Source organism: Bacillus sp. J33 (genome assembly GCF_000518885.1).
Classification (GTDB): Bacteria; Bacillota; Bacilli; order Bacillales; family Cytobacillaceae; genus Cytobacillus.
Genome location: NZ_JAEL01000054.1, coordinates 1 through 21,477, shown reverse-complemented (window position 1 = coordinate 21,477; position 21,477 = coordinate 1). Strand labels below are relative to the sequence as shown.

Annotated in this window: 18 protein-coding genes and 1 riboswitch; of the genes, 12 read left to right on the top strand and 6 right to left on the bottom strand. The window is 40.9% G+C overall.

The features are described from left to right. The first annotated feature begins 267 nt into the window (after window positions 1-267). Window positions 268-1,017, top strand: a complete 750-nt coding sequence (gene nfsA / locus L634_RS0115725) for an oxygen-insensitive NADPH nitroreductase (RefSeq protein ID WP_026583263.1) — start codon at window positions 268-270, stop codon at window positions 1,015-1,017. A gap of 941 nt (window positions 1,018-1,958) precedes the next feature. Beyond that, the gene (locus L634_RS0115705; protein ID WP_026583261.1) at window positions 1,959-3,854 is read left to right on the top strand and encodes a PrkA family serine protein kinase; all 1,896 of its coding nucleotides are present in this window, start codon (window positions 1,959-1,961) and stop codon (window positions 3,852-3,854) included. Between the two features lie 317 nt (window positions 3,855-4,171). Here the strand turns inward: L634_RS0115705 and L634_RS34675 are convergent, their stop codons facing one another. Continuing rightward, complete coding sequence (locus L634_RS34675; protein WP_269521558.1) at window positions 4,172-4,306, bottom strand: hypothetical protein; 135 nt, start codon at window positions 4,304-4,306, stop codon at window positions 4,172-4,174. Between the two features lie 111 nt (window positions 4,307-4,417). Here L634_RS34675 and L634_RS0115695 point away from each other — a divergent pair, with 111 nt between their 5' ends. From L634_RS0115695 to L634_RS0115680, 4 genes are all read left to right on the top strand, one after another. Next, entirely contained in the window at window positions 4,418-4,603 is a 186-nt protein-coding gene (locus L634_RS0115695) for a hypothetical protein (RefSeq protein WP_026583260.1), read from the top strand. 315 nt (window positions 4,604-4,918) lie between these two features. Further along, the gene (yhbH, locus tag L634_RS0115690; protein WP_026583259.1) at window positions 4,919-6,091 is read left to right on the top strand and encodes a sporulation protein YhbH; all 1,173 of its coding nucleotides are present in this window, start codon (window positions 4,919-4,921) and stop codon (window positions 6,089-6,091) included. 300 nt (window positions 6,092-6,391) lie between these two features. Further along, window positions 6,392-7,027: an NUDIX hydrolase gene (locus L634_RS0115685; protein ID WP_026583258.1), complete on the top strand. Its 636-nt coding sequence runs from the start codon at window positions 6,392-6,394 to the stop codon at window positions 7,025-7,027. A gap of 94 nt (window positions 7,028-7,121) precedes the next feature. After that, window positions 7,122-7,225, top strand: a riboswitch (SAM riboswitch). 115 nt (window positions 7,226-7,340) lie between these two features. Beyond that, the gene (locus L634_RS0115680; protein ID WP_026583257.1) at window positions 7,341-8,558 is read left to right on the top strand and encodes a homoserine dehydrogenase; all 1,218 of its coding nucleotides are present in this window, start codon (window positions 7,341-7,343) and stop codon (window positions 8,556-8,558) included. Between the two features lie 284 nt (window positions 8,559-8,842). Here L634_RS0115680 and L634_RS0115675 read toward each other — a convergent pair whose 3' ends face one another. Continuing rightward, window positions 8,843-9,082 (bottom strand): hypothetical protein, encoded by a 240-nt coding sequence (locus L634_RS0115675; protein WP_232233781.1) that lies wholly within the window; start codon window positions 9,080-9,082, stop codon window positions 8,843-8,845. Window positions 9,083-9,304: 222 nt separating this feature from the next. Between L634_RS0115675 and L634_RS0115670 the strand changes: the two genes are divergently transcribed. Next, window positions 9,305-10,444, top strand: coding sequence for a cation:proton antiporter (locus tag L634_RS0115670; RefSeq protein ID WP_026583255.1), 1,140 nt, complete (start codon window positions 9,305-9,307; stop codon window positions 10,442-10,444). Between the two features lie 122 nt (window positions 10,445-10,566). Here the strand turns inward: L634_RS0115670 and L634_RS31260 are convergent, their stop codons facing one another. After that, on the bottom strand, window positions 10,567-11,211 hold the full coding sequence (locus L634_RS31260; RefSeq protein WP_051428354.1) for a DNA-3-methyladenine glycosylase: 645 nt from the start codon (window positions 11,209-11,211) through the stop codon (window positions 10,567-10,569). A gap of 325 nt (window positions 11,212-11,536) precedes the next feature. On the opposite strand from L634_RS31260, the gene proC reads away from it, so the two are divergent. Continuing rightward, on the top strand, window positions 11,537-12,352 hold the full coding sequence (proC, locus tag L634_RS0115660; RefSeq protein ID WP_026583254.1) for a pyrroline-5-carboxylate reductase: 816 nt from the start codon (window positions 11,537-11,539) through the stop codon (window positions 12,350-12,352). Between the two features lie 471 nt (window positions 12,353-12,823). Further along, window positions 12,824-14,212, top strand: a complete 1,389-nt coding sequence (locus L634_RS0115650; RefSeq protein ID WP_026583253.1) for an L-cystine transporter — start codon at window positions 12,824-12,826, stop codon at window positions 14,210-14,212. A gap of 34 nt (window positions 14,213-14,246) precedes the next feature. Here the strand turns inward: L634_RS0115650 and L634_RS0115645 are convergent, their stop codons facing one another. Both L634_RS0115645 and L634_RS0115640 read right to left on the bottom strand, forming a co-directional pair. Further along, on the bottom strand, window positions 14,247-14,807 hold the full coding sequence (locus tag L634_RS0115645) for a YitT family protein (protein ID WP_232233780.1): 561 nt from the start codon (window positions 14,805-14,807) through the stop codon (window positions 14,247-14,249). Between the two features lie 171 nt (window positions 14,808-14,978). Beyond that, complete coding sequence (locus L634_RS0115640; RefSeq protein ID WP_026583251.1) at window positions 14,979-16,280, bottom strand: NCS2 family permease; 1,302 nt, start codon at window positions 16,278-16,280, stop codon at window positions 14,979-14,981. 413 nt (window positions 16,281-16,693) lie between these two features. Between L634_RS0115640 and L634_RS0115635 the strand changes: the two genes are divergently transcribed. After that, the gene (locus tag L634_RS0115635; RefSeq protein WP_034262768.1) at window positions 16,694-17,338 is read left to right on the top strand and encodes an HAD family hydrolase; all 645 of its coding nucleotides are present in this window, start codon (window positions 16,694-16,696) and stop codon (window positions 17,336-17,338) included. A 23-nt stretch (window positions 17,339-17,361) separates the two neighbouring features. Here the strand turns inward: L634_RS0115635 and L634_RS0115630 are convergent, their stop codons facing one another. Further along, complete coding sequence (locus L634_RS0115630; protein ID WP_026583249.1) at window positions 17,362-18,216, bottom strand: MurR/RpiR family transcriptional regulator; 855 nt, start codon at window positions 18,214-18,216, stop codon at window positions 17,362-17,364. Window positions 18,217-18,688: 472 nt separating this feature from the next. On the opposite strand from L634_RS0115630, the gene gnd reads away from it, so the two are divergent. Then, a complete protein-coding gene (gnd, locus tag L634_RS0115625) occupies window positions 18,689-19,585 on the top strand; it encodes a phosphogluconate dehydrogenase (NAD(+)-dependent, decarboxylating) (RefSeq protein WP_026583248.1) in 897 nt (298 codons plus the stop codon). A 114-nt stretch (window positions 19,586-19,699) separates the two neighbouring features. Continuing rightward, complete coding sequence (locus L634_RS0115620; protein ID WP_026583247.1) at window positions 19,700-21,043, top strand: GntP family permease; 1,344 nt, start codon at window positions 19,700-19,702, stop codon at window positions 21,041-21,043. Window positions 21,044-21,477 lie beyond the last annotated feature (434 nt).

The window sequence follows — 21,477 nt, the reverse complement described above, 5'->3', positions numbered from 1 at the left end:
GACTGTAGCGGAGGGCATTAGACTCCTGCGGGAAGAGAGGGAAGGGGGACCCGACAGGCGAAGCCGAGGAGTCTCTCACCCTCCCCGTGGAAAGCATATGCCCCGTGCTGAAATCAGCGGGCAGAATTTATAAGTAAAAAAAATAATTTATGATAAAAGAGCCAAATTAAAAGTGTTCGAGGCCTGATTTCAGTCAGGCCTTTTCCTTTGGAGAAAACTTTCTTTTCTGGGTAAAATGATAAGATACATAGGAAAGGAATGAGTTGAATGAATGAAGTAACCAAACTGCTAATGGACCATCGTTCAGTGCGCCATTTTGAAGAGAAGCCTCTATCCAGGGAGCAGATCAAAACGATCGTACTTTCTGCCCAGGCTGCTTCCACATCAAGCTTTGTCCAGGCCTATTCAATAATTGGGGTTACAGATAAAGAAAAGAAAGGAAAGCTGGCTGCGTTTGCCGGCAATCAAAGCTATGTGGCTGAAAATGGACATTTCCTTGTTTTTTGTGCAGATTTGCATCGACACGAGGTAATTGGCCAAATGGAAAACAAAGATGTGATTCCTTCCATAGAAAGTACAGAGAAGTTTATGGTTGCAGTCATTGACGCTGCACTAGCAGCACAAAATGCTGCGGTTGCTGCTGAATCCATGGGACTGGGAATTTGCTATATTGGAGGAATCAGAAATAATCTTGAGGGTGTCTCCGAGCTATTAAAAACACCGGATCGTGTTATTCCGCTGTTTGGTTTGGCAGTGGGCTATCCTTCCAAAAAGAATGATAAGAAGCCAAGACTTCCTTTTGAGCACATATACCATGAAAATGAATATAAACAAGATGAAGAAGCCTATCGTCAGGAGCTTGAAGTGTATAACAGAATCATCTCCGAGTATTATAATGAGCGGACTGGCGGCAAACGGAAGGACACATGGACCAGTCAAATCGGCGGCTTGATGGAAAAACAGACAAGAATGTATATGAAGGATTTTGTCCAAAAGAAGAAAATGGATTTAAGATAGGATTTTCTTTAATTAAATCTATGCTGTTTGGAGCGGGAAGACGAGATATCCGCAAAAATGCAGCTGCATTCCTTCGTGCGGTGTTTATTTATGAATGCTTATTCACCTTTCTGGGGGAAACTGTAACCAAAGAGACATCGAAAGTGCAGGGTCCTAGGAGCACCAGGAGCCTGAGTGCCTGCCACGGAATTAAGTCCCTGGTCATCAGAACGCAAAAAGAAAAAAGCTGCTGAGAAATCAGCAGCTTATTTGTTGCTTACGCCTGGCTTGTCATCGTATCCGGCAGTGAAAATAGCAGCAAGGAAAGCAACCATTACACCAATAATAATAATTGTACCCATGTATATGTAATCCTCCTTTAGCGTATATATCAATAGGCAAGCATAATCGGGCCTTTACGGTCAGCTTAACTTCTTTTAATATATCCTAGTTATTAAATTGAAATAAAGCAAGGAATTTTACTGACCGTTAATATGCGATTTTAATATAAGCTTATTATAGCCCAAAACAGATTAACTGTGAATGAAAAGTGTGGAGTTTTTTTTTCAGGTTTGGCTGCTGCAGGCTTTTAAAAAAACAGTAATTCATGCCATTTTCATAAAAGAGGCTCTCTTCGTAAAGTTTGCTGCTATTTGAAGGCGAACTTAGTTTAACCAACTGTGTAAATTGAAGCGGAGGGCGCTTGGCTCCTTGAAAATGCTCCGCATTTCTTTACGGATGTTTATTCAAGGATGCTTTTCCAATGTCCTGCTCAGAAGAGAGGGAGTGGGAGACCCACAGGCGAAGCCGGGGAGGCTCTTATCCCTCCCCGCGGAAAAAAGTGTCCCGTGCTAAAATCAACGAAGAACAAACCAAACTCTCAACAGATTTACGCATGTTCAATTGCCCAAGCGCATAGAGTATATTAATCGTCTCTGATAATGCGACAGGGGGAGGTCCTTATGGATATTCTAAAAAAAATTGAGATGTATCGACATGAAGAGGAAAAGCTTAAATGGGAAGGGACTTTTGGAGAGTATTTAGAAATTGTTAAAGAGAAGCCATGGGTTGCCCAGTCAGCACACTCAAGGGTATATAACATGATAAAAGATGCCGGTGTGGAAGATGTGAAGGGGCAAAAACGATATCAGTTTTTCAGCAATCAGCTGTTTGGCCTTGAAGAAGCTCTTGAAAGACTCGTGGAGGAATATTTCCATCCGGCGGCCAAACGCCTGGATGTCCGAAAAAGGATCCTTTTATTAATGGGACCGGTCAGCGGCGGTAAATCAACATTAGTGACGATGCTAAAAAGAGGTTTGGAGCAATATTCCCTTACTGATAGGGGAGCAGTCTATGCGATAAAGGGCTGCCCGATGCATGAAGATCCCCTTCATTTAATTCCGCATCATCTTCGCAAAGACTTTTATGATGAATATGGAATCAGGATAGAAGGAAATTTATCGCCATTAAACAGTATGCGTCTTGAGCAGGAATATGGCGGCCGTATTGAAGATGTTATGATTGAAAGAGTCATTTTCTCCGAAGACCGCAGGGTAGGAATTGGAACCTTCAGCCCATCAGATCCAAAATCACAGGATATTGCCGATCTGACTGGCAGTATTGACTTTTCAACCATTGCTGAGTATGGTTCAGAGTCAGATCCGCGGGCATATCGTTTTGATGGGGAACTGAACAAGGCAAACCGCGGTATGATGGAATTCCAGGAAATGCTGAAGTGTGATGAGAAATTTTTATGGCATTTATTGTCACTAACTCAGGAAGGCAACTTTAAAGCCGGGCGTTTCGCCTTAATTTCGGCGGATGAGCTAATTGTCGCGCATACGAATGAAACGGAATACCGTTCGTTCATTTCAAATAAGAAAAACGAAGCGCTCCATTCCCGGATAATCGTCATGCCTGTTCCTTATAATCTTAAAGTTTCAGAGGAAGAAAAGATTTATGACAAAATGATCCGTGAAAGTGATGTTTCCAATGTGCATATCGCACCTCATACTTTACGGGTTGCTGCGATGTTTACAATCCTTACCCGCATGAAGGATCCGAAAAAAGGCGATATTGATTTAGTTAAGAAAATGAGGCTTTATGATGGAGAAAGTGTGGAAGGATACAACAGGGCGGACGTAGAGGAATTGAAGAAAGAGCATTCGGATGAGGGCATGAGCGGAATTGACCCTCGTTATGTCATCAACCGAATTTCTTCTACCATCATTCGCAAAAACATCACTAGCATTAATGCGCTGGATGTATTGCGCTCCTTAAAAGAAGGGCTGGATCAGCATCCATCCATCACTCCGGAGCTAAAGGAAAGATACTTGAATTTTATCTCCCTGGCCCGTAAAGAGTATGATGATATTGCCAAAAAAGAAGTGCAGAAAGCATTTGTCTACTCATATGAAGAATCTGCAAAGACGCTTATGGAAAATTATCTGGATAATGTCGAAGCTTATTGCAATAAGGCAAAGCTTCGCGATCCATTAACCGGCGAAGAAATCAGCCCTGATGAAAAGCTTATGCGTTCAATTGAGGAACAAATCGGCATTTCAGAAAATGCGAAGAAGGCGTTCCGTGAGGAAATTTTAATCCGTATTTCCGCTTATGCAAGGAAAGGGAAGCGGTTTGATTATAATTCACATGACCGCCTGCGTGAAGCAATCCAGAAGAAGCTGTTTGCTGACTTGAAAGATGTCGTGAAGATCACTACGTCCTCCAAGACACCAGATGAGCAGCAGCTGAAGAAGATCAATGAGGTTGTAGCGAGGCTAATAGATGAGCATGGCTATAACTCAACTTCTGCTAATGAATTGCTGCGCTATGTAGGAAGCCTGCTTAATCGATAAATATTAATAGAGCCTGGCAGATATGGATGCCAGGCTTTTTTGTATGCAGATTTTGCAAATAACTAAAATTTTGCAATTAAAAGCTGAAAGCTGCAAATATATTCGAAAATTTTGCAAATATAACGGGAAACTTGCAAATAAGTCCCATATTCAATCGGATTAAATGATTAAAGGAGTGGGAGCAGAAATAAAAAGCAGCCTGCTTTAATAAATTTATTATGTTCTTTTATTATATGAAGACGAAATTGACAAAAAACCTGATAAATAGACTTTTTATAAAAAATCCAAACAAAAAAGAGGCACTATCGCCTCAATAATCAATCTTCATCTTTTATTTTGGACTTGGCTTTTTTCTCCAGGCATTCAGGGCAAACGGGTTTATTTTCAATATAAGCTGTCCGATCATAAATGGATAATTCTCCGCACCAGCCACAGCATAGGAATTCGCTCATTAAATCCCCCCCTTTGGTTAATCATATTTTTACCAGCCCATATTTATGCTGGGAATGGGCAAAAGTTTAAAAAAGGCAAACCGGGGTATATAAAAAACAGAGGTGATATTCATGAAAAAGATAGAATTGGACAAGAATTATACACCGAGAAACAGCTCAATGGCAGAAAATGTCGAACAAATGGAGAATTTGGGAAAGCAAATGGAAAACTTGCGGACCAATCAAGAATTAAGAGAGGATTATGATAAATATCCTGATCCAATACAGCATAAACAGAAAGACAAAGACCTCCGCTAAAAATGCGGAGGTTTATTTTTTAGTTAAGCTGAATAGGCATTGTCCTGATTTTAAAAATGGGCTTGTCCAAAAGAGCTTACAGATGTCTTATTGTCTAAATTATTTGTAAATTATTTTGTCTTCTTGCATAAGATAGAGTAATAAACATTTATTTTATTGGGGCCTATGATAATCGGCTGCCAGGAAAAGAGTCCATGGAAAAGCAGGCAGACTGCTGATTTAGGGGAAGATGTATCTTTTTTGACACTCGCGATATTGTATGTTGGAAAGCCGGAATGTGTGAAAAAAATTATATTTTTTAAAGGAGGGGTTAACATGACGAATGTCAATAACCATCAGTTTGTAATTTCTCAAGAAGATTGGTCCCTCCATCGCAAAGGCTATGATGACCAGCAGCGTCATCAGGATAAAGTTCAAGAAGCAATCCGCAACAATTTGCCTGATTTGATAACGGAAGAAAACATTGTAATGTCGAATGGACGGGAAGTTGTAAAAATACCAATTCGTTCATTGGATGAATACAAGATCCGTTACAACTACGATAAAAACAAACATGTCGGCCAGGGCGATGGAGATAGCCAGATTGGAGATGTAGTGGCACGCGACGGATCCGGCAGCCAAAAAGGGCCCGGAAAAGGGCAGGGAGCAGGCGACCAGGCAGGCGAGGATTATTTCGAAGCTGAAGTATCATTAATGGAAATTGAAGAGGCGCTCTTTAAACAGCTGGAATTGCCTAACCTAAAGAAAAAAGAGCAGGATGAAAACCTGGTGGAAAACATTGAATTTAATGATATCCGCAAAACAGGCCTCATGGGCAATATTGATAAGAAGCGGACAATGATGTCGGCATTCAAGCGAAATGCAATGAACGGAAAGGCAGCCTTCCACCCGATTTATAAGGAAGATTTGAAATTTAAAACATGGAATGAGATTGTAAAGCCTGATTCAAAAGCTGTTGTACTTGCGATGATGGATACCAGCGGTTCAATGGGGATTTGGGAAAAGTATATGGCTAGAAGCTTTTTCTTCTGGATGACCCGATTCCTTAGGACCAAATATGAAACAGTAGAGATTGCATTTATTGCCCACCATACTGAAGCGAAAGTGGTCTCAGAAGAGGACTTTTTCTCCAAAGGGGAAAGCGGAGGAACGATTTGTTCATCTGCTTACCGCAAAGCGCTTGAACTGATTGATTCGAAATACAATCCGCGGAAATATAATATTTACCCGTTCCACTTCTCTGACGGTGATAACCTGACCTCTGATAATGCCCGTTGCGTTAAATTAGTGGAAGACCTAATGAAAGTATCCAATATGTTTGGATATGGCGAGGTCAACCAGTACAACCGCCACTCGACCCTAATGTCCGCGTATAAAAACATCAAAAATGATGATTTCCGATATTATATCCTTAAGCAAAAAGCAGATGTATTCCATGCCATGAAGAGCTTTTTCAGGCAGGAAGATAATAAGAAAATGTACGCTTAAAAAAGAGGGGGGGACCTCTCTTTTTTATTTTCAAAAAAATAGCCCCCGTATCCGGTGGACTTCAATTTATGCTTTTACCCCTTCCTAAGTTTTTCGTTCATCCCAATCCACTTGATCAGTCACATTACGGTCCGTGAGTAAAACATATTTTCCATCAAAAACATTGTTAAGAAAGGCAATACAGAGTTGATTTCTGAAATATTTATCAACTGCAAGCCGTATGAATTAATAAATCCCTGTGAATACAGTATGATGAAGATATCATTCTATTATCTGGAACTTGCTGCTGGAGGTGGATAGATGGAGATTGAGAAGCTGGCTGATAGGCTGAAGAGTCGGACACCCATTATTTTAGGGAGTGAGCGGTTTGCGAAGTTTGCCATTTTGCTTCCGCTGGTGGAAATAAATGATGAAATACATGTTCTTTTTGAAGTGCGCTCACTCCAGTTGAGGAGACAGCCTGGTGAGGTATGTTTTCCCGGCGGAAGGATTGATCCAGGGGATAGGGATGAGGAGCATACTGCAATCCGTGAGACCTCTGAAGAACTTGGCATAAGTGAAGACAGCATTACGAATATTTCCCCATTAGATTACATGATCTCATTTGGACAGATCATTTATCCTTTTGCAGGCATCATTAAAACCCCAAACCAGATTGTCCCGAACCCGGACGAAGTGGAAGAAGTGTTTACCGTTCCCCTTGCATTTCTCAAGGAAGTGAAGCCGGAAACGTACCATGTGAATTTTAAGGTGGAACCTGAAAAAAATTTCCCTTTTGACTTAATCGTTGGAGGGGAAAATTATAATTGGCAAACCAGAAAGGTAGAAGAAGTATTTTACTATTTTGAAGACAAAGTCATATGGGGGCTTACTGCCAGAATTCTTAAGCATTTTCTTGAAATCGTATATGAAGATCCTGATCATACTTTTGATTAGTGAAATTAATTTAAACAGCAAATTTTCAAAAAGTGGTTGACGAAGTTCATTTATATGTTTATGATTTATCTAATTAATTTAAATACTGAGAAACTTCTTATCAAGAGAGGCGGAGGGACTGACCCAATGAAGCCTCGGCAACCAGCATATTCATGCCCGGTGCCAAATTCAGAGGAAATTTATTTCCGAAGATGAGAAGGCGGAATGGACTGTACGTTAATTCAAACCCCTTCTTGTCTGTTATAGGCAGAAGGGGTTTTTTGTGCTGCCAAAGGTGTGGAAGGTAAATTTACAAAGCAGGGGGAATGCAAATATGTCAGTGATAACAGTTGGCCTTTTGGGATTTGGAACAGTAGGAAAAGGTGTCTATGAAACTATAAACAAACATCAGGAGCGGCTTCAGGCAATAACCGGAAAAGAGGTAAAGGTCACTGCAATTCTTGTAAAGAATATTGAAAAGCATGCCTTGCCAGAAAAGGAAGTTCTTTTGACTGATGATTTTCAAAAGATAATAGATCTTCCCAAGCTTGATGTGGTAATTGATGCGATCGTTGGCAAGGAGCCGGGCTATACATATATGCGCCAGGCTATATTAAGAGGCTGTCATGTGATTACGGCCAACAAAGAAATGTTTGCCCATCATGGAAGCGAATTAAAAACATTGGCCAAAAAGCATAATGTCTCTTTGGGCTTTGAAGCGACAGTAGGAGGCGGAATTCCGATTATCCAGACCCTTAAGAGGCTGCTCAACGCAAATAAAGTTGAAAGAATTGAAGGAATCTTAAATGGCACCTCAAATTTTATTTTAACCAGTATGCGTGAGGAGAGGCTTTCATTTGAAGCTGCTTTGAAAATTGCTCAGGAAAAAGGCTATGCAGAAGCCGACCCTGAAAATGATATTGAAGGGTATGATGCTTTTTATAAGGCGGTTGTTCTGAGTGAACTCGTTTTTGGCAAGGGACCGGATTGGGGGAGATCGACTAGATTAGGAATTACGGATATCACTTCAGAACAAATCGATATTGCCTCATCCCTTGGTCTAAGGTTTAAACATGTGGCTTCGCTGGAGTGGAACAAGGACGCTGTTCGATGTGAAGTTAAACCAGTCCTTGTTGGGGAATCGCATCCTTTGTATAGAGTTGAGGGTGTTCAAAATGCCGTTTCCATAGATGCGGATATTGTAGGGAATATTAGTCTTCAAGGCCCGGGAGCGGGCATGTTTCCAACAGCAAGTGCGATTGTAGAAGACTTGATCCATCTTGATGCGAATGATTTTCCGGATGTTTTTGAAGAAGGAAAAGCTAAAGGGGAAGAGGCAGTAATGCCGGTTTGGGCTCTTCTAGGGGATACACACAGCCTTGAACTTCCAAATGGTTTCGAATTCTTAGGCTGTTCTTCAGATAATGCTGTGATTGTAAAAGCATCAGAAGCTGCCATTTCTTCAATAGCATGTCAAAAACTTACCGCGTATCAAATACTCGGAGACTATCAGTTTTCTGAAGCTCAGGCCGGTCAAGTCCAGCCGGTATAAAAAACAAGGCTGTGTTATAGCTTATTGTTGATTCTAGCACCCTGTTGAGTGGAGCGGAAGATGATAATCCCGCGAAAATGCATACGCATTTTCTTACGACGCGGTGTGCATTCGGGGAAGCTTATTCAAAGTCCGCAGTTGCGAATGAACTGAGGAGCGTCGGGTTCTCCCGCTGAACGCTTGAGTGCCCCGTGGCAATCAACAGGCAAATTTAACAGAGCCAAAAAAAGGAGGAGCAGTTCATGATTTGCTCCTCCTGTATATTCTTATAGAGATGGTGGATGTTATGCCTGCTGATTCTTCAATAAAGACTGATTAAGTCCAGAGTATAGATCTTTCACATGAACTGTAACTATTTTAGCACCAATCTGAACATGAACCATATTATCAAAAACAGCTGTTACCAGGCCGTTTAATGATACATTCGCACCAATATTTAATTCTTTGCTAGGAACTTTCATATTCTTCTTATCTGCCATCGTAACACCATCCCATTCCGTTTTGTTAATTGTTATCTCATACAAAGAATATTGCCTTTTTATTGTAAAATAAACGCTTAAATGAAAAAAGTCCAGTGAAATAGCTTGTTTTTTTATCGACAAATTCCTTTAGGTACCAGGTACCTGTCGAATTTTATCGGAAGACACTTGACGGGACATCAGACTGGTCCTATCTTACAGGAGTGAATTTAGGAGGAAAGGGGTAATGGTAATCCATAAAATATAAAAAGGGATGATAAACTGCATATGAACATGCCTCTTGCAATAGGGATAATCTTTCTTGTCTTATTTATAACTGCATTAATCGGAATAAAAATATTAAGGATTCCCGATATTGTTATATATATTATATTAGGGGCAGGAATCGGCTTCTTTGGATATTTTCACGATACTAAAGTAATTGAAGTTGCTGGTGAAATCGGCTTAATTCTCCTATTCTTCCTGCTAGGAAAGAAATTTTCAGTTCGTGAATTGCGGAAAAATGGAAAGAGAGTTTGGAGGTCTGGGCTGCTGGATGTCCTGCTTGGGGTTGGGGTAACAACAGGAATTGTTTATCTCGCTGGCCAAAGCTTTTATGTATCGCTATTAATAGGTGGACTTGTATATGCAACCAGTTCCTCTATTACCGTCAAATTGCTGGAAAGCAAAAATCGCCTTGAAGACAAAGATTCCGAGTATATACTATCCCTTTTGATTTTTGAAGATCTAGTCGCTCCCATCCTTGTAACGGTCTTAATTGGTTTAAACGGAGGAAGCTTCTCCATTACAGATTTCCTTTTAATTTTTATAAAGGTTGCCATTTTAGCCGGGATTGCTATTGTAATGAGCAGAATTGTGTTTCATAAGGCTCAGCATTGGATGAAAAAAGTTGCCAATGAGGATTCTTTTTTAATTCTGGTGTTGGGAGTTGCAATTACTTATGGCGGTTTTGCAGTATTCCTCGGGCTTTCTGAGGTAATAGGCGCTTTTCTTGCTGGTATCATGCTTGCAGGCACAGCAGTTAAAGATAAAGTTGAGGAAGTTGTTCTGCCGGTTAGAAACCTCTTTCTTCCATTTTTCTTTCTTCACTTTGGCCTCTCACTGGAATTCAAGGAAGAAATCCCGTCTCTCGGTCTTCTGGCAGTTATAGTTATATGGTCGATTATCCATAAGCTTGCTGTCGGATATTTTGGCGGACAATGGTATGGCTTAACTAAAGCAGAATCGCTTAAGTCGGGATTCTCATTAACTTCAAGGGGAGAATTTTCAGTTATTATTGGCGGATTGGCAACAGGAGGGCTTAAGGTATTTGCGGGTGCTTATATTTTAATTGCTGCCTTAATTGGAATGCTTATGTTCCAATTGATATCCAGGTATAAGTCAAAACTGGAAAAAAATCATAATTAAACCGAAAGAGCCGTACTCTCCTAATGAAAGAGGAGCGGCTCTTCCGGTTTGTTTTTATCATCTTTCAAAGAAATGTGGAGTTCTCTTTTTCCGTTTACAGCAGCATAAAAAGTTAATGAAATTTATGTGCTTCTATGTATATCAACTTTCTTTCCTTGACGCGAAACATAAGGGTTGCCGGTAATCCAATATCTCCATGGATAATCTTTGGCCTCTCCTGAGTTCTCAATTCCAATCCGCTTCCCCCGGGAGATTTCATGTGGAGCAGCCCCTTTTGCGAGCATTAGAGGGGGTTCTGAAAAGGGGCGGCCATAGTCATCCATTGTTATTCCTAAGGCTTTGGTTAATTTCCCAGGTCCATTGGTCAGATTTTTCGGATTCTCCATGTTCCTCCGTTTCTTCATTAGTTCAAGCCCATTAACTGGCTCGACCGCCCTTATTAAAATAGCTTCCGGTTTTTCTTCTGGTCCGCTGACTACGTTTACTAAACAGTGGGTATGCATGACATATGTATAGGCAACTCCAGGCTTGCTGAACATAATTTCAGTCCGTTTCGTCCTCCTGTTACCAAAGCTGTGTGCTGCCCGGTCTTCCGGCCCCATATATGCCTCAGTCTCAACGATATAGCCAGAGGCAATTCCTTCTTCTGTTTTTTTTATTAATAGGCAGCCCAATAATGCCTTAGCTAAAACGAGTGTAGGCTGGCAAAAGAAGTCTTCCGGAAGCGGGTTATAAGGGAAATCAAAATTTAGATCTTTATCATACATAAATATCTCTCCAAGCTTTTTTTTGTCAGTAAGATACAGCAAAAGAGAAGCCCTTTGCAGAACGAATACATTGAGCTTCTTTCAAACTGCCTCCCTATTTCTATCCTATTACCCTGTACCATTTCTGCATAACCATACCCATGCAGGACAAAGTTTTTTGTTATGGCTGTTATCGTAAAGTTTTGTTCCTGCAATAGTAAACTAAGTTTAACCAACGGGCAAAATTAATGAGTAAAAACAACAATCTATGAGAAAAGAGCCTTTGTTATAGCGAATGTTTGTAAAGTATAATAGCAAAAGCAATACATAAGGAGATGTGAAGTATTTGGATAAGAAAATTGGTTTTATTGGCTGCGGGAAAATGGCACAGGCCATCATTGGAGGAATATTAAAATCAAAATTGATTCCTGCTGGACAGATTATTGCAACTGCCAAAACGGAAGACAGACTTATGGATGTGAAAAACAGGCTGGATATTCAAACCAGTTTCTCCAATAAAGAGGCTGCGGCAGAAGCAGATATATTATTTCTTGCTATTAAGCCTGACCTTCATGGCACTGTTATTAATGAAATCAAGGATTGCATAAGGCCAGATGCAATCATCATAACGATTGCCGCTGGAATTAGTCTGGATTTTATGGAAAAAGCCTTTGGCAAAAAAATAAAGGCAATTCGTTCTATGCCAAACACTCCATCTTTAGTTGGGGAAGGAATGAGCGTACTCGCAGCAAATACTTCAGTATCTGCAGAGGAGCTGGATGAAGTAGTCCAAATTTTTTCAAGTATAGGCAGAGCAGCGGTAATGGATGAAAAGATGATGGATGCTATTCCAGCCATAAGCGGCTCTTCACCCGCCTATGTTTATATGTTTATTGAAGCGCTGGCAGATGGAGGTGTAAAAGCAGGGCTTCCTAGGGATCAATCTTATCAGCTGGCCGCTCAGGCTGTCTTGGGCGCTGCCAAAATGGTGCTGGAAACGGGAAAGCACCCGGGAGAATTAAAGGACCAGGTTTGCACTCCAGGAGGGGCAACGATTGAAGCTGTAGCTGAGCTGGAAAATAAGGGGTTCCGTTCGGCTGTATTGTCAGCGATGGAAAAATGCTCTGTAAAAACAAACCTCCTCTCGAAAAATAAGATTTAGAAAGAGGATGGCCATGTTAGAAATACGTCCAGAAAAACCAAACAAATATATAGGTGCAGAACCAAGAAGCCCGCATAATTATTTATGCAGGGCTTCTTTTTGGGATACAAAGGCAGATAAATGAGGGTTCCTTTATTTACTTTTTGCCTGCTGCTCAAAAAATGGATGTTAAGCAGTAAGTCCATTATTGTAATAACCGTCCTTTTCAAAAGAAATAGCCCACTGAAGCTCTGAACATATTTGAATATAGGACAAATTCCGACATGCATTTTTCTTTAGGCTGTAAATGTACAAAGAAGAAATAAATAATACTTGAACGTTCTTTACCCTAATTGAATATACTTAATACACACATTAGAAGAATTGAAGAAATGCTCTTCAATTCCGACTTGACGCATAGGAATACATGTATTATAGTTAGACATTATTAAAATACTATTAAAATATTTTTTCATGAGGAGGATCATACCAATGGCTACAGGTCTTTTGGTTTTAAATATTGCCATTATGCTATTGCTTATTTCTGGCTTGTTTTATATGCAAAAAAAGCATATATCTTTTTCGAAACGAGTTTTCACGGCACTTGGGTTAGGGGTTTTGTTTGGATTTGCACTTCAGCTTATTTATGGTGCAGGCTCAGACATTATTGCCAAATCGGCTGACTGGTTTAATTTAGTCGGCGGCGGCTATGTGAAGTTTCTGCAGATGATTGTCATGCCGCTTGTTTTCATTTCAATTTTGGCAGCTTTTACAAAACTAAAATTAACGAATAATATTGGGAAGATCAGTGTGCTGATTCTGGGATTGTTAGTAGGTACAACAGCAGTCGCTGCTGCAGTTGGAATTACAACTGCTGTCGGCTTCGATTTGGAAGCAGTGCAAATTAGCGGAGGCGATGCCGAAACAGCACGCGGAGAACAGCTTGAAGAAACCTATAAGGGTATGGAAGGAAGAACTTTTCCACAGCAGATGCTTGATTTGCTTCCGGCAAACCCATTTCTTGATTTTACAGGGGCTCGTCCAACATCGACGATATCAGTAGTGATCTTTGCAGCATTTTTGGGGCTTGCATATGTTGGCGTCAGAAGAAAAGCACCTGAGCAAGCAGAGCTTTTTGCAAAAATTGTTGATGCATTTTATGCCATCATTATGCGTGTAGTAACATTAATTCTGCGCTTAACTCCTTATGGTGTTCTGGCAATTATGACCAAAACGGTCGCAATGAGTGATTTTAACAGCATATTGAATTTGGGTAAGTTTGTTGTAGCTTCATATGTGGCACTTGGAATCATGTTCTTAATTCACTTGATGCTTCTGACTATGAGCGGCTTAAATCCAATCACTTATATGAAAAAGGCATTTCCTGTTTTAACATTCGCTTTTACTTCAAGAACAAGTGCAGGCGCATTGCCTTTGAATATAAAAACGCAAAAATCACTTGGTGTCCCTGAGGGGATTGCTAACTTTGCGGGCTCATTCGGACTTTCCATCGGCCAGAACGGATGTGCAGGTATCTATCCCGCGATGCTGGCAGTCATGATTGCGCCGACAGTGGGAATCAACCCGCTCTCACCAGGGTTTATCTTCTCTGTCATTCTAATAGTAGCAATCAGTTCATTTGGTGTGGCAGGTGTAGGGGGCGGAGCAACATTTGCAGCGATTCTTGTTTTGTCTGCATTAGACCTTCCGATTGCATTGGCTGGCTTGCTGATATCGATTGAACCGCTGATCGATATGGGCCGTACAGCTGTAAACGTAAGCGGAGCAATGACATCTGGCATTCTGACTAGCCGAATTACCGGTGAAATTGATGGAACGATCTATAGCGATATGGATAATAAAATTGAAGCAGAAGCATAGCGAAAAAGCGACAGGTACCTGGTGCCTGTCGCTTTTATTTTACTTCAGCCTTTCTAATAACGGTGATTGTGGTCATTGTACCAACAAAAGTTATGGTGATGAAAGAATAAAGAAATTTCTCCAGCCCAATAATTTTCAAACCGCTTAGAATAACCAGTGCATCGATCGTAAAGATTAAAATGCCGACGTTAATAGGCATTAGTTTTGTCATAAGCTGGGCCAGCAAGTCGGTTCCCCCGGTGCTGGTTTCATAGCGCAGCATAAGCCCTATTCCGAAGCCCACCAGACATCCCCCTATAATGGCGCTTGAAAGGATAGAGAGTTCAAATAGTTCTCTCATATTCGAAAGAACATCAATGAGAAGTGATGAAACGAGAAGACCGTGAAGACTGTAGTAAAAGTATTTCTTTTCATAAAACCAGGCAAAGGCATATAATGGTACACTTAAAGCAATCATGCTCAGCCCTGTAGGAAGCTCATAATAATAATGGAGAATCAGCCCAATGCCTATTATGCCGCCATCGAGCAATTGATGTGGGATGAGGAATCCATTAACGCCAACGCCTATCAAAAAACTTCCTAATAAAATTGCCATAAGCTTCTCTAAAATAAGCCATCACCCTAACTTGTCCTTTCATTACTACTAAAATATGAGGGCAAGCATAAAAAATAGAAGTAAGCCTTACAAAAAAACAAGACTGTGTTAAAGATCATTGTTATCGAAAACAAAAAAGCATGTCCCGGGAGGACAAGCTTTCAAAAATTATTAATGCGGCAAGAATGCAAGCTGATAAAAGAATAACACTGCGAATAAATACACAAGCGGATGGACTTCTCTCCATTTGCCTTTAGCTGCTTTCATGATGGGATAAGCGATAAATCCAAGAGCAATACCCGTAGCTATGCTTGAGGTAAGCGGCATGCTTAAGATGATCAGGAATGCAGGGAACGCTTCGTCCAATTCATTCCATTTAATGTGAGAGATGCTCCCCATCATAAGGCTTCCAACGATAATTAAAGCTGGCGCTGTAATGGCAGCAAGTCCGGATACAGCACCTACAAGAGGGCCGAAGAAAGCAGAGAGAAGGAATAGGCCTGCAACGGTTAATGTTGTTAATCCGGTTCTTCCGCCTGCAGAAACCCCTGTAGACGATTCAATATAAGCTGAAGTCGGGCTTGTACCAAACATGGCTCCTACAGAAGTAGCAATGGAGTCGGACAATAAAGCCTCTCGTGCTCTTGGCATCGTTTTGCCTTTCATTAGCCCCGCCTGCTGGGCAACTCCAATCATTGTTCCAGTTGTATCAAAAATTGTGACAAGCAGGAATGAGAAAACAACTGCATACAAACTGTGCTGGATAACATCCCCAATTGCTTCAAATGGATTTAAAATAATGATTCCATCTGGAAGGGACGGAAGTGAGACAAAGCCTTGGTCAAACGAAAGCTGCCCAGTGAAGAAGGCAATTACGCCAGTAATGATCATTCCAAAAAACAAAGCTCCATTTATCCCGAGAGTCATCAAAATTAAGGTAACGGCAAGGCCAGCCAGTGCAAGAATGGCCTGAGGAGAATGAAGATCTCCAAGCGCAACAAGATTAGTTGGGTGGCTTGTAATCAGCCCAGTTAAGCGCAATCCGATAAATGCTATAAATAATCCAATCCCGGCTGTGATTCCATGCTTTAAATTATCCGGAATCGCAATAATTAACTTTTCCCGAAAAGGGGTCAGTGATAGGATCATAAAGATAATCCCTGCAATAAAGACAGCAGAGAAAGCTGTAATGTAATCAATATCCCCGTGCGTACCCACTACTGAGTAGGCAAAATATGCGTTTAGCCCCATACCAGGTGCAATGGCTATTGGATAGTTTGCAAACAAAGCCATCCATAGAGTACCAACAACTGTTGCAATTATGGTCGCTGAAAAAACCTGTTCAAATGGAACGCCGGCATCAGATAAGATGACAGGGTTTACAACAACTATATAAACCATTGTTAAGAAGGTTGTGATTCCTGCAAGAACCTCAGTCTTCACATTTGTATTGTTTTCTTTTAATTTGAACATATAAAGTCCCCCATAAGTGATTCGTCATAAACACGAACGTTTAAAAAACACAATTAATATAATATTCGTTTTTAAAGTCGATTTCAAGTGGTTATTTTATTATTCTTTAATTGAACATGAATCATTCCAAAAAAGGTATGTCGGAATGAGCCATTATCCTTTTGCATTTTCAAGGATGTCTCCTATCATGCAGGGGAGGAATTACTTCTCTTCACGTAAACTTATTAGAAAGCCACGAAGAGGATCCTTTAAACGATGCGATGATTATGTTCTTTGAATACTTGGCCAATATGAATGTTTAAAATACCCTAGAAAAGACGGGAAGCAAAGACTGCTTCTTGGCTCTTTTTTTGAAACTTTATTTAGCAGGCTGCGTCTTATAATGTAAGAAATTGAAAATGAGGAGGGGCAAAATGATTAAAGCAGCTATTTTTGATTTTGACGGTACAATCGTAGATACAGAGTCTTTATGGTTTAAGGTGTTTAAACAGGTTTTGCATGAAGATTACGGATTTCGGCTTAAACTGGAAGAGTTCGCTAAATCCATTGGCACCACAGATGATATCCTTTTTGACTATATTGACAGAAAGCTTGGCATTCATATTAATCGAGAAGATGTAAAGGAGAAAACAGAAAAATTCTTTCATAGTCAAAGAGATGTATTAATTTTAAGGGAAGGGATACAGGAGCTGATCGAAAAGTGTGCAGAGCAGGGCCTCAAGCTCGGTGTTGCATCAAGCTCAGGAAGAGAATGGGTACTTCATTATCTAAAAGAATTCCAATTAGAGAACCATTTTCAGACGATTAAAACAAAAGAAGATGTTGATAAAGTAAAACCCGATCCCGCCCTATACATAAACGCGCTTGAGGAAATGGGTGTAAAACCGGAAGAGGCGATAGCCTTTGAAGATTCTGTAAATGGGTCAATTGCAGCGATAGAGGCAGGAATGCATTGTATTGCTGTGCCTAATGATGTGACTGATTTTCTAACTTTTCATGAAAAAGTATTGCGATATAAGTTTTTCGCCGAAATACCGATTGAGGAGGTTATAAAATAAAAGGCAGGGGAATCCCTGCCTTTTTATATTCTCTTTACTGAAATAGCATTCCGCATTTTTTGGAGTGCTTTTTTGCCTTCTTCTTTTCTTGCCATCATGACGTTCACATATAGGGCGTCAATAATGCTTAGCTGGGCAATCCGGGAAGAAAGTGCTTCAGAGCGGTAATCTGTTTCCTCAGCCACTGTATATAATGATATGTCCGCCTTTTGGCTAAGAGGTGATTTTGCAAAGTTTGTAATGGCAATGGTCTTCACTTTATTCTCCTTAGCCACATTAAGAACTTGAATGACATCCTTCGTTGTTCCGGAATGTGAGATAAAGACAGCAACATCATTCTCATTAAGCTGGGAGGCAGACATTAACTGCAAATGGGAATCGCTGTTTGCCAGAACGGTAATTCCCGTACGGATGAATTTATGGTATGCATCCATTGCGATAATGCTCGATCCGCCGCTCCCGACAAATTCTACCTTATTGGCATTCAAAATTAAATCGACTGCCTCCTCAAAGGCGCCTCCGCCAAGGATTTGCAGCGTATCTTCCAGCGTTTTGATATTGGAACGGAACACCTTTTCAGAAACAGTCAGGATCCCATCGTCTTCATTAATCGTCTCATGTATGTCTTTAATCGGAGTCACGATTTCAGATGCCAATGCAATTTTAAGAGCCTGATAGCCTTTGAAACCGATTCTTTTGCAGAAACGGAATACTGTTGAGTCGGCAATCCCCAGATCATCTGCTAGCTGGTTGATGGAGCTGTGGACGATTTTTTCGGGATGCTCAAGAATGTAATCAGCAATTTTTTTCTCTTTATCACTGAATTTTGCATAATGAGTTTTAATTCGGGCAAAACAATACAGATTGTCATGAACCATATGGGCAGCTCCCTAGAATGAATTTTTTTGAAAATAATTTCCGTTATTTTAAAAACACTTTTTTATTAGGATCTGTTAAATTTGCCTGTTGATTTCCGCTCCAGGCGCTCGCTTTCCGCGGGCGGTCCGACGCTCCTCGGCGCATTCGCACCTGTGGGGTCTCCCGTTAATACGCTTCTCCCGCAGGACTTTAAATAAGCTTCCCCGAGTTAACACCTCATCGTAAGGAAATGCGAATGCATTTTCGCGGGATTAGCAACTTGCGCTCCAATCAGCAGGAAGCCAAAATCAAAATTATAATTTAACACAGCCTTTTATTAAGTGAAGTAAAAGATTTGTTTTTAAAGCGCTTTCTTAATTCTAATTCTATTATAAAAGAAAAATATTTTTTTGAAAACGATTGCAAATAGAAAAAATATTTTGTATAATGAAATCACAAACGAAAAAAATTTTCTTCATCCAGGAGGCTTTTATGCAAGTAGGAATGATAGGCCTTGGGAAAATGGGATACAACTTATCCCTTAACCTAAAAGATCATGGCCATGAAGTAGTAGCATTTGATAAAGATAGCAGTTTAACCGAAAAAATTTCTGCTGAAGGCATTCAGGGGGGTTCATCTGTTGAAGAGTTGGTCAGGAGTCTTTCAAAGCCGCGCGTGTTGTGGCTGATGGTCCCTGCAGGCAATATTACAGAGGCGGTTATCGAGGAAACATCTTCTCTTCTTGAAGAAGGGGATATCCTGATTGATGGCGGGAACTCCAACTATAAAGAAACTTTGCGCAGAGCTGAAATGCTGCAGGAGAAAGGAATTTATTTCTTTGACTGCGGAACAAGCGGGGGAATGGAAGGAGCTCGAAATGGCGCCTGCACAATGATTGGCGGAGATGAGGAAGTTTTCAAAACAATTGAGCCGATCTTTAAGGATATTACAGTAGAAAACGGTTATATGTATGCCGGCAGAACAGGAAGCGGCCATTTTCTGAAAATGGTACATAACGGAATTGAGTATGGCATGATGCAGGCAATTGCCGAAGGATTTGAAATACTTGAAAAGAGTCCATTTGATTATGATTATGAAAAAGTCGCTAAAGTTTGGAATAATGGCTCAGTGATTCGCTCATGGCTGATGGAATTAACTGAAAATGCTTTTTCAAAGGATGCAAAGCTGGACGGCCTAAAAGGTGTCATGCATTCATCAGGCGAGGGGAAATGGACTGTTGAAACAGCGCTTGACCTCCAAACAGCAGCTCCTGTTATTGCCATGTCCTTAATGATGCGCTACCGCTCATTAGAAGAGGATACTTTCTCCGGGAAGGTAGTTGCTGCGCTAAGGAATGAATTTGGCGGGCATGCAGTAGAAAAGAAATAAACTTTGAAGGGAACAGGAAAGACGCTGGAAAAGGCAGGATTTTCTGTTCCCGCAAATAAATTTTTTAATAAGAAATGAAAACGCTTAAAAGATATATATAAAGGAGGAAATAAAATGTCAGGCTCAATGTTGATTTTAGTAGCTATGGCTGGGATCTTTTTGCTATTATTCTTAGTTATGAAAACTAAGCTTCATGCTTTTGTAGCTTTGCTGCTTGTGAGTTTGCTAGTTGGTATTGCTGCAGGAATGCCGCTTGGCGATGTTATACAGTCCGTCCAAAACGGAATGGGGGGAACGCTCGGTTTCGTAGCGGTTGTTGTTGGTCTAGGTGCCATGTTTGGCCGTATGTTAGAGGTTTCCGGCGGTGCTGAACGTCTTGCACAAACAATGATTAAAAAGTTTGGTGAAGATAAGGCGCAATGGGCGCTTGGCATTACAGGTTTCATTGTAGCAATCCCAGTATTCTTTGATGTTGGTTTCATCATCCTTGTACCGATTATTTATGGCTTGGCAAAGAAAACAGGGAAATCATTGCTTTACTATGGGATCCCGCTATTGGCTGGTTTAGCTGTAACACACAGCTTTATTCCGCCGACTCCAGGACCAATCGCTGTTGCCGATTTGATTGGGGCAGACTTGGGCTGGGTTATCTTATTCGGTGTAATTGCCGGTATTCCTTCTATGATTATTGCCGGTCCTTTATTCGGGAGATATATTGCGAAAAGGATTCATGTAACTGTTCCAGACTACATGCAAATTGAAGAAAAAGAATATGACAAAGAGCTTCCAAGCTTTGGGCTAATTGCAAGCATCATCTTTATCCCGCTTGTTCTGATTCTAATAAACACTGTATCTGGCGTTCTATTGGAAGAAGGTAATGGGCTTAGATCATTTTTTACCTTCATGGGACATCCGTTTGTTGCTTTGACAATCGCTACTTTATTGGCGTTCTATACCCTTGGAACAAAGCGCGGCTATTCACGCCAGGAAGTACAGGATATTGCAACGAAAGCATTAGAGCCAGCAGGCATCATTATTCTTGTTACAGGTGCTGGCGGTGTATTCAAGCAGGTTCTAATTGATTCAGGTGTTGGGCAAGTTTTGGGAGACATGATGGCTGCTTCTGCACTTCCGCCAATCTTGCTTGCCTTCCTGATTGCTACCTTTGTCCGTGTTGCTCAAGGTTCAGCAACGGTAGCCATGGTTACAGCTGCAGGATTGATTGCTCCGCTTATTGAAACAATGGGACTGGAAGGACCGGTGCTTGGACTGATTGTAATCTCCATTGCTGCTGGTGCAACAATCTTCTCACATGTAAATGATTCTGGCTTCTGGCTCGTAAACCGCTATTTCGGCCTGGATGTAAAAGATACACTGAAATCATGGACTGTGATGGAGTCATTAATTGCTATAATCGGATTTGCAACAGTATTTATTCTTGGCTTCTTTATTTCCTAAAATATAATAATAAAGAGGAAGGGGCGACTTTGCAGAGCCGCTTCCTTCTTTTGTTTTTAGTATTCGCTGTTTTCATAAAGTTTGTTGTATTTAGGGCTAACTAAGGTTAGCCAACAGGCAAAATTAAATGATAGGCTGTTTTCGTAAAGTTTGTTGCTTTTAACTGCAAACTTAATTTAACTTACCGAGTTGATTGTAGCGGAGGGCACTTGATCCTCGAAAATGCTACCGCATTTCCTTCGTGCGGTGCCAGGNCAGGGAAGCTTATTCAATGTCCTGCGGGAAGTGAGGGAAGTGGGAGACCCCGCAGGCGAAGCCGAGGAGGCTCTCATTCCTCCCCGCTGACAGCTTGAGTGCCCGTAGCGGAAATCAACGGGCAGAATTTATAAGTAAAAACAACAATTTATGAGAAAAGAGCCTAACTATTAAAAGAG